9 protein-coding genes are annotated in these 12,985 nt (G+C 68.9%); 6 read left to right on the top strand and 3 right to left on the bottom strand.

Translation table 11 applies throughout. The features are described from left to right. Positions 1 to 7 precede the first annotated feature (7 nt). Genes D1369_RS05930 through D1369_RS05920 form a run of 3 tightly spaced genes read right to left on the bottom strand, consistent with a single transcriptional unit; the run spans position 8 to position 3,718 of the window. A complete protein-coding gene (locus D1369_RS05930; RefSeq protein ID WP_007386062.1) occupies positions 8 to 1,048 on the bottom strand; it encodes an ABC transporter permease in 1,041 nt (346 codons plus the stop codon). Further along, a complete protein-coding gene (locus D1369_RS05925; protein WP_118082308.1) occupies positions 1,041 to 2,606 on the bottom strand; it encodes a sugar ABC transporter ATP-binding protein in 1,566 nt (521 codons plus the stop codon). The genes D1369_RS05930 and D1369_RS05925 overlap by 8 nt, the downstream gene beginning before the upstream one ends. A gap of 47 nt (positions 2,607 to 2,653) precedes the next feature. Next, positions 2,654 to 3,718, bottom strand: a complete 1,065-nt coding sequence (locus D1369_RS05920; RefSeq protein ID WP_007386064.1) for a sugar ABC transporter substrate-binding protein — start codon at positions 3,716 to 3,718, stop codon at positions 2,654 to 2,656. Between the two features lie 452 nt (positions 3,719 to 4,170). On the opposite strand from D1369_RS05920, the gene D1369_RS05915 reads away from it, so the two are divergent. The 6 genes from D1369_RS05915 to D1369_RS05890 all read left to right on the top strand — a co-directional run bounded on the left by D1369_RS05915 (position 4,171) and on the right by D1369_RS05890 (position 12,957). Then, positions 4,171 to 6,402, top strand: coding sequence for an alpha-L-fucosidase (locus D1369_RS05915; protein ID WP_037902065.1), 2,232 nt, complete (start codon positions 4,171 to 4,173; stop codon positions 6,400 to 6,402). A 103-nt stretch (positions 6,403 to 6,505) separates the two neighbouring features. Then, positions 6,506 to 8,461, top strand: a complete 1,956-nt coding sequence (locus D1369_RS05910) for an RICIN domain-containing protein (RefSeq protein WP_162951000.1) — start codon at positions 6,506 to 6,508, stop codon at positions 8,459 to 8,461. A 222-nt stretch (positions 8,462 to 8,683) separates the two neighbouring features. Further along, positions 8,684 to 9,985 (top strand): extracellular solute-binding protein, encoded by a 1,302-nt coding sequence (locus D1369_RS05905; RefSeq protein WP_118082307.1) that lies wholly within the window; start codon positions 8,684 to 8,686, stop codon positions 9,983 to 9,985. Next, the gene (locus D1369_RS05900; protein WP_007386067.1) at positions 9,982 to 10,923 is read left to right on the top strand and encodes a sugar ABC transporter permease; all 942 of its coding nucleotides are present in this window, start codon (positions 9,982 to 9,984) and stop codon (positions 10,921 to 10,923) included. The genes D1369_RS05905 and D1369_RS05900 overlap by 4 nt, the downstream gene beginning before the upstream one ends. After that, positions 10,920 to 11,741: a carbohydrate ABC transporter permease gene (locus D1369_RS05895; RefSeq protein WP_007386068.1), complete on the top strand. Its 822-nt coding sequence runs from the start codon at positions 10,920 to 10,922 to the stop codon at positions 11,739 to 11,741. Before D1369_RS05900 ends, D1369_RS05895 begins: the two co-directional genes overlap by 4 nt. A gap of 70 nt (positions 11,742 to 11,811) precedes the next feature. Beyond that, complete coding sequence (locus tag D1369_RS05890; protein ID WP_007386069.1) at positions 11,812 to 12,957, top strand: ROK family transcriptional regulator; 1,146 nt, start codon at positions 11,812 to 11,814, stop codon at positions 12,955 to 12,957. Positions 12,958 to 12,985: the final 28 nt, after the last annotated feature.

Raw genomic sequence — 12,985 nt, 5'->3', positions numbered from 1 at the left:
GCCCGGGTCAGTCCTGGACCTTGCCGCCGGTGATCCGGGAGATGGCGAGGGCGACCAGGATGATCAGGCCGTTGAGGGCGCCGATCCACTGGGCGGGGACGCCGCCGAGCGTGAGCACGTTCTGGATCATGAAGAGCAGCAGGATGCCGCAGAACGCGCCGAACATGGTGCCCTTGCCGCCGTTGAGGCTGATCCCGCCGATGACGGCGGCGGCGAACACGGTGAAGATGTAGCCGTTGCCCTGCGCGGAGGCGACGGAGGCCAGCCGTCCGGAGAGCAGCAGTCCGGCGACCGCGGCGAGCACGCTGCCGGTGACGATGACGATCCACAGCACCCGGTCGGTGCGGATGCCGGCCGCCTTCGCCGCGTCGACGTTGCCGCCGATGGCGTACAGCGAGCGGCCGAAGCTGGTCCAGCCGAGGACCACGATGGCGACGGCGAACAGGGCCAGGCAGATCCAGATGGAGGCGGGCATGCCGAGCCACTGCGCGGTGCCGGGGTAGAGCATCGACTGCGGCAGCTGGAAGAACGTCTGGCCGCCGGAGATGCCGGTGAGGATGCCGCGCAGCACGATCAGCATGCCGAGGGTGACGATGAAGCCGTTGAGGCCGAAGCGGATGATCAGCAGTGAGTTGATCACGCCGACGAGCACGCCCACGGCCAGGGTGACGGGGATCGCCCAGGCGCCGGAGAGCAGGCCGAGTCCGTGTCCGGCGCCGGCCGGCACGACCAGCCAGGCCGCGACACCGGGCGCGAGGCCCATGGTGGACTCCAGCGACAGGTCCATCTTCTTGACGATGAGGATCATCGTCTGGGCGAGGACCAGCAGGGCCATCTCGGACATCGTCTGCAGGACGTTGATGAGGTTGTCCGTCTGCAGGAAGACCGGGTTGACGATCTGGCCGACGATCGCGATGACGACGATCGCGGGGACGAGGGCGAGGTCGCGCAGCCGGGCCAGGGGGATCCGGCCGCCGAGCAGCGCGGTGCGCCTCTGCTTCGGTTCCGCGGCCTTGGCGGCTGTGTCCGCGAGGACGGTTTCAGGCATTGAGGTCCACTCCTTCCATCGCGGCCACGAGGTCGTGGTCGTGCCAGCCGCGGGATATCTCGGTCGTGACCCGGCCCTGGAACATCACCAGGATCCGGTCGCACATCCGCAGGTCGTCGAGTTCGTCGGAGGCGATGAGCACTCCGGTGCCGGTCCGGGCGGTCTCCTCGACCTTGCCGAGGAGGAACTCCTTGGAGCGCACGTCCACGCCCGCGGTCGGGTTGATCAGGACCAGCAGCCGCGGGTCGTCGGCCAGGGCGCGGGCCATGACGACCTTCTGCTGGTTGCCTCCGGACAGGGAGGAGACGGGCAGATCGGGGCCCGGCGTCTTGATCGCCAGCTTCTCGATCATGTTGTCGGCGAGCCGGTCGCGTCGGTCACGGCTGAGGAGGCCGTTCCTGCCGAGCCGGTGGGGCACGGACAGGGTGGCGTTGTCGGCGATCGACATGTCGGGCACGAAGCCCTGGTGGTGCCGGTCCTGGGGGACGAACCCGGCGCCGGCGGCGAGCGCGGCGGGCACGCTGCCCGGACAGGGCCGCCGCCCGGCGATCTCCACCTCGCCGGTGGCGGCCGCCCACAGCCCTACGACGGTCTCGGCGACCTCGGTGCGTCCGCTGGCGGCGGCGCCGGCGAGGCCGACGATCTCTCCGGCGCCCACCTGGAAGGTGACGTCTTCGTACGTGCCGTCCCTGCCCAGATCCCGCACGGACAGCGCGGGGGCCGCGGCGGGGTCGAGGGTGCTCGAGCGCACCTGCTGCCGGTCGGCCGCGGCCTCGCCGGTCATGGCGGCGACCAGCTCGGTGCGGGGGAGGTCCGCGACGGGGGCGGTGACGATGTGCCGGGCGTCGCGGAAGACCGTCACCATGTCGCAGATCTCGTAGACCTCCTGCAGGTGGTGACTGATGAACAGGAAGGTCACGCCCTGGCGTTGCAGGTCGCGGATGCGGTCGAAGAGCCGGTTGATCGCCGCCGCGTCGAGCTGTGCGGTGGGCTCGTCGAGGATGATGAACCGGGCCCCGAAGGACAGCGCCCGGGCGATCTCGACGAACTGCCGCTGCTCGACGCTGAGTTCGCCGGCGGGGGACTGCGGGTCGACGTCCACCGACCAGGTCGACAGCAGTTCCTGGGCCTGGCGGCGCAGGCCGGTCCAGGTGATCAGCCGGCCCCGGCCGTGGTGGTGCCGATTCAGGAACAGGTTCTCGGCGACCGTCAGCGTGGGGATGATCGTCGACTTCTGGTAGACGCAGGCCACGCGCCGGCGCCAGGCGTCGCGGTCGCTGAGCCGGGGAGCGGGGTCGCCGCCGAAGGTGACCGTGCCCTCGTCGGGGGCGTGCAGGCCCGTCAGGACGGAGACCAGGGTCGACTTGCCGGCTCCGTTGCGGCCGACGAGCGCGTGGGTCTCGCCTGGCCGGATGGTGATCCGGGCGCCGTTCAGGGCCACGGTCGGACCGAATCGTTTGACTATGCCCGTCGCCTCGACGACGGGCGGGGTCGCGGGGGCCCGTCCGTCGTCCGCCGGGGCGGGCGCGGGGGTGACTGCTCGCTCCCCGTCGCTCATTTCAACCGCCTTGTAGTGGTGAGCCGTTGGATGCCAGAGAGGGCCGGTCAGCCGAGGTTGTTGCCCCACAGGGAGGTGTCGTCGCTCTTGACGCTGGGCACGCCGCCGTAGGTGCCGCCGTCGACGGTGACCAGGGGAGCGGAGAGCTGGTCCTCCAGGAGGCCGTCGCGGACCTGGATGATGGTGCTGTCGTGGTCGGTCTTGCCGGGCTTGAACGTCTTTCCGTCTATCGCGGCCTTGAGGTAGTACAGGGCGTACTTGGCGTACAGGTCCGCGGGCTGGGAGACGGTGGCGTCGATGTGGCCGGCGGCGATGTCCTTGAGCTCCTCGGGGATGCCGTCGTTGGACACGACGAAGACGTGCTTCTTGTCCTTCGGGTCGACCAACAGGCCCTTCTGCTTGAGGACTTGGAGCGTGCCGGCCAGGGCGAAGCTGGACTGCATGTAGACGCCCTTGATGTCCGGGTTGGCGGTCAGGTCGGTCTGGAGCTTCTGTGCGGCGACCGCGCCGTCCCAGTTGGTGGCCTCGCCGAACACCTTGATGCCGGGGTAGTTCTTCTTCATGCAGTCGTTGAACGCCTCGGTGCGGTCACGGCCGTTGATGGAGTCGAGGCCGCCCTCCAGCATCACGACCTTGCCCTTGCCGCCGAGCTTGGTGCCGAGGTACTGGCAGGCATTCTCGCCGTAGGCGCGGTTGTCGGCCCGCACCACCATGAACACCTTGCCGCTGTCGGGCCGGGTGTCGACGGTGACGACCGGGATCTTCTTCGCCTCCAGCTGCGCCAGCGTCGGCGCGATGGCGGCGGTGTCCTGCGGGGCCATCGCGATGCCCTTGACGCCCTGGCTGATGAACGTCTGCGCGTTGGCGGTGAGCTTGGCGACGTCGTTCTGGGAGTTCGTGGTCTTCAGGTCCAGCCCCAGCTCCTTGGCCGACTGGGGCGTGTACTTGATGTACGAGTTCCAGAAGTCGGTGTCGGACCGCGGGTAGTCGACGCCCACGAGCGGCTTGCCGCTCGACGAGGCGGTGGTGCCGGAGCCGCTGCTGCAGGCGCTGAGCAGCGCCAGTGCGCAGAAGACGGAGGCGGTGGAGCCGAGTGCGGTTCTGAGTCTCATGGGTACTTCCTCGCGCTGGTCCCGGAGCGGGGTTGTTACGCCGATGCGACGGCTGTGTGTCGTCGGCGGAGAGATGGGATGTTTATAGGGCGAGGGAAGTGAGGTTGTCTAGAGGGTGCGGCAAAAGTGCTGGAGATGGCCTTCCTGCGTAGTAGATCCATCCCATCAATGATGCGCACTCGTGATGGACTGACGGCTTGCCTGTGGGCTGCCCGTGTGGTGACGCATCCTTTGCCGGACCCCCAGACATGCCATGTTTGGCGCTGTAGCAATGCGCTGATACCGCTCATATATGGGCAAAACCCCACGCGGATACGGGTTTTCATCCCTGCGCACCCGTTGACATCAGCGCGTCACATGGTCGAACTTCATGCGTAACCTCCGACGCTCCAGAACCGTCGGCGTCCCGCGTCTCCCCCCGTCCCCCTCGCCCCTACCTCAGGGATGTCCTCATGTCGCGTTCGCTCAACAGACGCCAGTTCCTGTCCGCCGCCACCTGTGTGGCGGCGGCAGCCATAGCCGGGGGCGGCCTGGGCGCCGGGGTCGCCCAGGCGGCACCGAGCACCTACACACCCGACTGGAACTCGGTCGATCAGCACCCGCCGGCTCCGGAGTGGTTCCAGGACGCGAAGTTCGGGATCTACTTCCACTGGGGCGTCTTCAGCGTTCCCGCCTTCGGCAACGAGTGGTATCCGCGGACCATGTATCAGGCGGGCGACAGCGTCAACCAGCACCACATCGCGACCTACGGCCAGCCCTCGGCATGGCCGTACCACAACTTCATCAACGGGGCGAAGGACCTGGCGGGCAACTTCGTGCAGTTCGCGCCCAAGCTGAAGTCGGCCGGCGGGAACTTCGACCCCGACGAGTGGGCGCAGCTCTTCGTCGACGCGGGCGCGAGGTTCGCGGGGCCGGTCGCCGAGCACCACGACGGCTTCTCCATGTGGAACAGCCAGGTCAACGAGTGGAACTCGGTCGCCAAGGGCCCGAAGCTCAACCTGCTGCAGCTGTTCACCACGGCGATCCGGGCCAAGGGCCTCAAGCTGCTGGTCGCCATGCACCACGCGTACCACTACAACGGCTTCTACGAGTTCGCCCCCGCCCAGAGCGACCCCAGCCTCAAGAAGCTCTACGGTCAGCTCGGTGCGGCCGCGGAGAACCAGCTCTGGTACGACAAGCTCAAGGAAGTCATCGACCTCGCGCAACCGGACATCCTGTGGCAGGACTTCAAACTGGACGCGGTCGACGAGACGCAGCGCCTGAACTTCCTGTCCTACTACTACAACCAGGCCAACGCCTGGGGCCGTGAGGTCGTCGCCACCTACAAGGACGGCTTCAACGGCAAGGGCGAGGTCTTCGACTACGAGCGCGGCGGGCCGGGCGACCTCACCAGCCCGTACTGGCTGACCGACGACAGCATCTCCAGCTCCAGCTGGTGCTACACGCAGGGCATCGGCTACTACAGCAGCCAGCAGATGCTTCACTCGTTCCTCGACCGGGTCAGCAAGAACGGCAACGTGCTGCTGAACATCGCGCCGATGGCCGACGGCACCATCCCCCAGGCGCAGAAGGACATCCTTCTCGGCATGGGTGACTACCTGAAGCGCTTCGGCGAGTCGGTGTACTCGACCCGCGCCTGGACCGTGTACGGCGAAGGCCCGACGAAGATGGGCGGCGGCGCCTTCACCACGCCGACGGCCGGCACCGCGCAGGACATCCGCTTCACCCGCAACAAGGCGGGCAACGTCCTGTACGCCACCGTCCTGGGCTGGCCCGGCAGCTCGGTCACGATCAAGACGCTCAGCTCGGACCGCGTCAACCTCTCCTCGCTGACCTCGGTGAAGCTGCTCGGCTCCACCGCCGGCACCTACATCGACCTGCCCGCGCCCACGCAGACCTCCTCCGGCCTCACGGTCACCCTGCCCTCCTCGGCGCCGTACAGCGCGGGCGCCTACGTCCTGAAGCTGGCCTTCTCCGGCACCATCCCGACCCTGCTGCCGCTCGCCGGCGCCGCCGCCTTCACGGACGTCAACTACACCGGCGGCTCGGCCCCGTTGCCCGTCGGCGACCACACCGCGGCCGACCTGAGCGCGGCCGGACTGGGCACCCGCACCATCTCCAGCCTGCGTCCGGCCCCCGGCTACCAGGTGATCGGCTACTCCGGCGACAACTTCACCGGCACCGCCTGGACCTTCACGGCCGACAACCCCGACCTCAGGGTCACCGGCAACAACGACCAGATCACCTCGCTCAGGGTCCAGTTCAACCCGTCGAGGTACTTCCGGATCACCAACGTCACCGACGGCCTCGCCCTGGACAGCGGCGGCAACGTCGCCTCCGGATCCAACCTCAAGCAGTGGAGCTGGGACTCCAGCAACAACCTCCAGTGGCAGGCGGTCGACGTGGGCGGCGGTTACTACAAGCTGGTCAACCGCACCAACGGCATGGTCGCCGACGGCTGGGGCAACACCGCCGACGGCTCCCCGGCCCAGCAGGCGCCCTGGAACGGCGGCCCCAACCAGCAGTGGAAGATCACCTCCCGGGGCGGCAACAGCTACACGATCGCCAACCGCACCACCGGCCTGGTCCTCGACGGCGGTGGCAACGTCACCTCGGGCTCGATCACCAAGCAGTGGACCTACGGCAGCAGCACCAACCTGCAGTGGACCTTCACCGCCCTGTGAGTCCCGCTCCGTCCTGAGCGGCGGCCGCGGCGGGCGCGCCTTCGGGCCTGCCCGCCGCCTCCACCACCTCACACATCACAGCCACCCGACCGGGAGTACACCCATGTCATCAGAGAGAAGACTGTCCCGTCGCACCCTGCTGAGCGCCGCGGGCGCCGCTGTGGCCGCGAGCGCGCTGCCCGTGCTCCCCGGCTTCTCCCGCCTGCTCCCTGAGGCGGCCGCCGCGGACCTGCAGACCAACCTCAGCAAGCTCGTCGACATGCGGTTCGGCATGTTCAACCACTTCAACCTCGGCACCTTCACCAACGAGGAGTGGGCGGCGCCGAACCAGAACCCCGCTCTGTTCGCCCCCACGGCCGTGGACTGTGCCCAGTGGGCGGACGCCGCCGCTGCGGCCAGGATGAGCTACGGCATCCTGACGACCAAGCACCACGACGGCTTCGCCCTGTGGCCGAGCGCCTACGGCACCCAGAACGTCGCCAACAGCTCCTACAAGCAGGACGTGGTGAAGGCGTACTGCGACGCTTTCCGGGCCAAGGGACTGAAGGTCGGACTCTACTACTCGATATGGGACCGCACCTTCGGCGTCGAGGCGTGGGAGAGCCGGCACAAGGTGTCCGGGCTCGACACCACGGATGCCATCCAGCCCGGCGACATGACCTTCATCCTCGGCCAGATCACCGAACTGCTGACCAACTACGGCACTGTCGACCTCTTCATCACCGACGGCTACGCGTGGCAGATGGGCCAGCAGGCCGTCTCCTACCAGCGGATCCGCGAGCATGTGAAGTCGCTCCAGCCGGACATCGTCATGATCGACCACGGTGCGCTGTCAGTGCCGTTCCTCGGTGACGCGATCTATTTCGAGGAGCCGCTGGGCGTCAGCGCGCCCGCCGGAAACACCTACGCCGCCACACAGGGGCAGACGATCAGCAACGGTTGGTTCTGGCATCCGGCCACGCCGACCGAGAGCCTGATGAGCAAGGACGCGATTCTCTCCCATCTGGCGGACCTGGAACCGAAGTACACCTCCTTCATCCTGAACTGCCCGCCCAACCGGAACGGCAGGCTCGACACCAACATCGTCAACCGGCTCGCCGAAGTCGGCGCGGCCTGGAACCCCGACACCTCCCGCCCGCCACTGCCGGCGCAGATGCTGCGCGCCGAGCACCCCGTCACACCGGTCAGCGCCTATGCGACCGCATTCCGCACCGGCGAGGGACCCCTCAACGCCATCGACGGACTGAGCGACAGGAACTACGAGACCTGCTGGTCCACTTGGGGCCTGTCCCCGGCCCTGCCCCACTCGATCACGGTCGACCTGGGCGGGGTGTGGAGCAACGTCTCCACCCTGGAGTACCTGCCCAAGCAGTGGAACCGCAGCAACACCACCGACGGGGACATCACCTCTTACACCATCTCCACCAGCACCGACGGCACGAACTTCACCCAGGTCGCCACCGGCACCTGGGCCGGCGACCGCGCCACCAAGGTGGCCGAATGGCCCGCCCGGAACGTGGGCTTCGTACGGCTCCAGGCCAACGCTGCCACGGGCGGCTACGCCAACATCGGCGGCCTCCACATCGGTGGCCGGACCGCCAAGCCGGCTCTGGTGTCAAGAGTCCTCCCGGGGGACGGCACGGTCTACCGCATCGTCAACCGCAAGAGCGGCAAGGTCGTCGACGTGTTCAACTTCGGCACCGCCAACGGCACCAACATCCAGCAGTGGCCGTGGCTGAACAACACCGCGCAGAAGTGGACCTTCGCCTCCACCGGCGACGGCTACTACGAGATCAAGAACGTGAACAGCGGCAAGCTGATGGAGGTGGCCGGACTCTCGCGGGTGGACGGCGGAAACGTCGCGATCTACGCCGACAACAACGTTCCCCAGCAGCACTGGGCGGTCACGCCCACGGGCGATGGCTACTACTACCTCACCAACCGGTTCAGCGGGCTGTCCCTCAACGTCGACGGGGGCTCGACCGCCGACGGCGCCAACATCAACCAGTTCACCTACAGCCGCGCGCCCGAGGAGCAGTGGCAGATCATCGCCGTGTGAGGAGGATCCCGACGACGGGCGACGACGGACCGGCGCCCGTCGTCGCCCGTCGGACGCCGGCATCGAGGCGCGGTCGACACCCCCAGCCGATTTCGCTACAAGTTCCGAAATTATTCAGCGCGAGGACCGCCACGTGGCCGAAACACGCGGTTCATAGCGTCTGGGCACATCACGTCACTGACCTCCGCCCCCGTGAGGCACCTCGTGTGACAGGAGTCCTCCGTGCCCAACATCTCCCGCCGCGCCGCCCTGCGGCTGACCGCCGGCCTGGCCGCCGGCAGCGCGCTTCCCCTGACCGGCTGCGGGCGCCACGACACCGCGGCCGCCGCCGGCACCGCCGAGAAGGTCGACGCGTCCCCGGCCACCGGCACCCTGAACGTCTGGGCCGCCCAGGGCGACGCCGACGTGCTCGGCACGGTCGTCAAGCCGTTCAAGTCCGCCAATCCCGGCCTGGTCGTGAAGACCACGCTGATCCCGAACGCGGAGTACTACACCAAGCTCCAGGCGGCGATCGCGGCGGGCAAGGGACCGGACGTCGCCCAGTTCTTCCCCGAGTCGCAGGCACAGTTCCTGGACTCGTCGACCCTGCGGCCCGTGCCGGACGGCCTGGTGGATCCGAACAGCTTCTTCAAGAGCCTTTGGGACGCCGGGGTCGCGGACGACGTGGCCTACACGGTGCCCTGGTACGCGTACACGTACGCGCTCGTCTACCGATCGGATCTGGCCAAGAAGGCGGGCGTCGAGGCGCCGACCACGTGGGCCGGCATGGAGCCCTTCCTCAAGGCCCTCCAGGGTGCCGGTGCGGGCCACGCGCTCGGGGCCGACATCGGGTGGGACATCTTCAACGGCCAGGACGTCGCCATGTACGCCTGGCAGGCCGGAGGGTCACTCGTCACCTCCGCCGGCAAGTGGAACCTCAACACGCCCCAGATGGTCGACGCGCTGACGTACAACGCGTCCTTCTTCACCTCGGGGACCGCCGACACCAGTGGGCCGACCTTCCTCGACGCACAGCCGTACTTCGTCTCCGGCAAGACCGCGAGCATGATCACCGGGCCGTGGGTCATCGGCCAGCTCGACACCGCCGCCAAGAAGAGCGGCTGGACCGCCTCCCATGTCGCCACCGCTCCGCTGCCCGCCGGAGCGTCGGGCAGCGTGTCCTTCTCCGCGGGCGGCACCTGGGGCGTCCTCGCCGACAGCGCCAACGCGGACGCCGCCTGGAAGCTCGTCCGGTATCTGGCCAAGCCCGCCACCCAGGTCGCGCAGTACAAGGCGTACAGCTCGCTGCCGGCCGTCATCTCCGCCTGGGACGACCCGGCCATCAAGGGGCAGCCGCTCATGGCCGCCTTTCTCGCCCAGCTCAAGAACACGCGGGCGTTCCCGCAGGTCAGCACCTGGCAGCAGGTCGCGACCCGGCTGGGCAAGGAGATGGAGGCCGTCGCCAAGGGCAAGGAGACCGCTGCGAAGGCCGCCGCGAACATCCAGGCGTACGCCGAGAGCGTCGGCACGGGCACGAAACGATGACCGCGAGCGCCGTACCGGCCGCCGGGAAGGCCACGGCCGTACCGAAGACGGCCGCACGCAGGGCGTCCCGAGCCCGCCGCGCCGCCGTCGCCTGGTTGTTCCTCGCCCCGTTCGCCCTCGTCTTCCTGGTCTACACGGCGATCCCCACCGTCGCCGCCCTCGCCCTGAGCCTCACCGACATCCGCGGTGCCGACCTGCGCACCCCGTTCGCCGTCGACTTCACCGGAGTCGAGAACTACCTCCGGCTGTTCCAGGACGAGACCTTCGTACGGGACATCCTCAACACCGCCCTCTTCGTGGCCGTGGGCGTGCCCCTGACGATGGGCATCGGCTTCACGCTGGCCCTCGCGCTGAACTCCGGCATCAGCCGGCTGCGCGGTGTCCTGCGCACCGTCTTCTTCGCGCCCGTCGTCACGAACGTCGTCGCCGTCGCGCTGATCTGGCAGTACGCCTTTCACATGGACGGCACCGTGAACAAGCTGCTCGGGGCGGTGGGGTTCGCCGGACCGAACTGGCTGGACGACCCGAACCTGGCCATGCCGGTGGTCATCCTGCTCGGCGTCTGGCGCAACTTCGGTATCGCGATGGTGCTGTTCCTCGCCGGTCTCCAGGCCGTCCCGCGGGACGTGTACGAGGCCGCCGCCCTGGACGGGGCCGGCCGGTGGCGCCAACTCCGGTACATCACCCTGCCGTTGCTGCTGCCCACCACCCTCATGGTCTCCGTCCTGCTGACCGTCTTCTACCTCCAGGTCTTCGACGAGCCCTACCTCCTCACCGGCGGCGGCCCGCTCGGCTCCACCGAGTCGGTCGCGCTGTACACCTACCGCCAGTTCGGGGCGGGCGAGTTCGGGATGTCCTCGGCGGCGTCCTTCGTGACGCTCGCGCTGGTGACCGTGGTGAGCGTCGTCCAGTTCCGGCTGCTGAGGTCCCGCACATGAGCCGTACCGCCCGCCCCGTGATGTACGCCGCCCTGGTGCTGTGCGCCCTGCTCACCATGCTGCCCTTCGCATGGGGTGTGAGCGGATCGCTGCGCAGCCTGGACGAGATCCGCTCCGACCCCGGGGCTCTGCTCCCGCACCACCTCACCTTCGGCAACTTCACCCGGCTCTTCGAGACCCAGGGCTTCGGCCGGTTCGTGGTCAACAGCGTCGTCGTCGCGCTGATCGTGGTCACGGGGAACATCGTGGCGGCGTCGGCCGCCGGCTACGCGCTCGCCAAGCTCGACTTCGCCGGGCGCAGGCTCGCGTTCGGCGCGGTCATGGCGGCGATGATGGTGCCGTTCACCGCGGTGTTCGTCACCCAGTTCGTGATCACGGTCGACCTGGGGCTCGCGGACACCCTCGCCGGAATCGCCCTGCCCGGCGCGGCGCTTCCGCTGTCGGTCTTCATCATGCGCCAGTACGCCCTGTCGGTCCCCGACGAACTCCTCGAAGCCGCCCGCATCGACGGCGCGGGCGAGTTCCGGATCTTCTTCAGGATCTTCCTGCCGCTGGCCGGTCCCGCCGTCGCCACGATCACGATCATGTCGTTCCTCAACTCCTGGAACAACTTCGTCTGGCCGCTGGTCGTCGCCCAGAGCATGTCCACCTACACCCTCCCGGTCGGCCTCGCCGCCACCAGTCAGGCCGCGGCCCACGTCACCGACTACGGCCTGCTCCTCGCCGGAGCGATCGTCGTGATGCTGCCGGTGCTCGTGCTCTTCCTCTTCCTGCAGCGGTACTTCGTGCAGGGCGTGGCGGGAACGGGCCTGCGATGAGCACGCCCGGCGACGAGTCACGCGCCTCCGGCACCCTGTGCCGGTACGACCCAGTGACGGGAGGGGAGCCGTGCTGACGGCCGGCATGAACCAGAGCGCGGTACGACGGGTCAACACCTCCGTGATCCTGCGGGCATTGGCCGTGTCGTCGGGACCGAGGAAACTCACCGAACTCGCCGGGCAGACCGGTCTGTCCCGGCGCACGATCGAGCTGATCCTGGACTCGCTCGTCGAGGCGGGCTGGGTCGCCGAACTCGACCGGGTGCCGAACAACGGCTGCGCGGGCCGCCCGGCCCGCCGCTACGAACTGCGGGCAGAACACGCCCTGCTGGCCGCCGTACGCATCACGACCGTCGACGCCTCCGCCGTTGTCGCCGACGTGCGCGGCCACATCCTCGGCCGGGCACACCGGCCGCTGCGCGCCTACAAGGATCCGCGCACCACCCTCGACGACGCCGCCGCACTCGTCCTCCAGGCCCTCGAAGACGCCGGCGGCTCGGTGGACCGGCTGCGCGCCGGGGCCGTCGCCGGTGGCGGTGCCATCGACGACGAAGGGGTCGTACGGCGCCTGGTGCACACCACGCGCTGGGAGGGCGTGCACCTGCCCGAGGAGCTGGCCCGGCGCGTCCCGGTGCCCTGGTTCGCCGACAACGACACCAACCTCGGTGCGCTGGCGGAGCGTTGGCGGGGAGTGGCCGCCGATCACGACAACGTCGTCTGGGCGATGCTCGGGAACCGGACCGGCCTCGGCATCCTCATCCGAGGGGCCGTGCACCGCGGGCTCGACGGGGCCGCGGGCGAGATCGTCGAGGCACGCTCGATGCCGGCCGGCTCCGTCGAGGACCGGCCCGTCGCCGCCCTGACCTCACCGCTGCCCGCCCAACGCGCCCTCGCCCTGGCCCGGTTCGAGGCGGCCCGCCACGGTGACGCCGCCTCGCTCGCCGAGGTCGACGAGTTCGTGGAGAACATCGCGTCGATCCTCACCACCCTGTCCTGGACGGTCGCCCCCTCACTCATCGTCCTCGGCGGCGGTCTTGAGGACGCGGCCGACGTCCTGCTGCCCCGGGTGCGGGACGCGCTGCGGGACGCCCGCACCCCCGCGGTCGAACTGCGGGCCACCGCGCTCGGCCACGACGCCCCGCTCATCGGCGCGGTGAAGCTCGCCCTGGACCGCATGGACACCGAGCTGTTCGGACCGCTCGTCCCGGTCGACTGACCCCCACACCACACGTACCCGGAGCTCC

The sequence above is a fragment of the Streptomyces sp. CC0208 genome, assembly GCF_003443735.1.
GTDB classification, from domain to species: Bacteria; Actinomycetota; Actinomycetes; order Streptomycetales; family Streptomycetaceae; genus Streptomyces; species Streptomyces sviceus.
Note: the sequence above shows the minus strand (reverse complement) of the source record. Positions and strands in the feature narration are given on the sequence as shown.

Excerpts from the sequence above, each read along its gene's own strand:
- D1369_RS05930 (WP_007386062.1), bottom strand. The coding sequence starts at position 1,048 with ATGCCTGAAACCGTCCTCGCGGACACAGCCGCCAAGGCCGCGGAACCG.
- D1369_RS05925 (WP_118082308.1), bottom strand. The coding sequence starts at position 2,606 with ATGAGCGACGGGGAGCGAGCAGTCACCCCCGCGCCCGCCCCGGCGGAC.
- D1369_RS05920 (WP_007386064.1), bottom strand. The coding sequence starts at position 3,718 with ATGAGACTCAGAACCGCACTCGGCTCCACCGCCTCCGTCTTCTGCGCA.
- D1369_RS05915 (WP_037902065.1), top strand. The coding sequence starts at position 4,171 with ATGTCGCGTTCGCTCAACAGACGCCAGTTCCTGTCCGCCGCCACCTGT.
- D1369_RS05910 (WP_162951000.1), top strand. The coding sequence starts at position 6,506 with ATGTCATCAGAGAGAAGACTGTCCCGTCGCACCCTGCTGAGCGCCGCG.
- D1369_RS05900 (WP_007386067.1), top strand. The coding sequence starts at position 9,982 with ATGACCGCGAGCGCCGTACCGGCCGCCGGGAAGGCCACGGCCGTACCG.
- D1369_RS05895 (WP_007386068.1), top strand. The coding sequence starts at position 10,920 with ATGAGCCGTACCGCCCGCCCCGTGATGTACGCCGCCCTGGTGCTGTGC.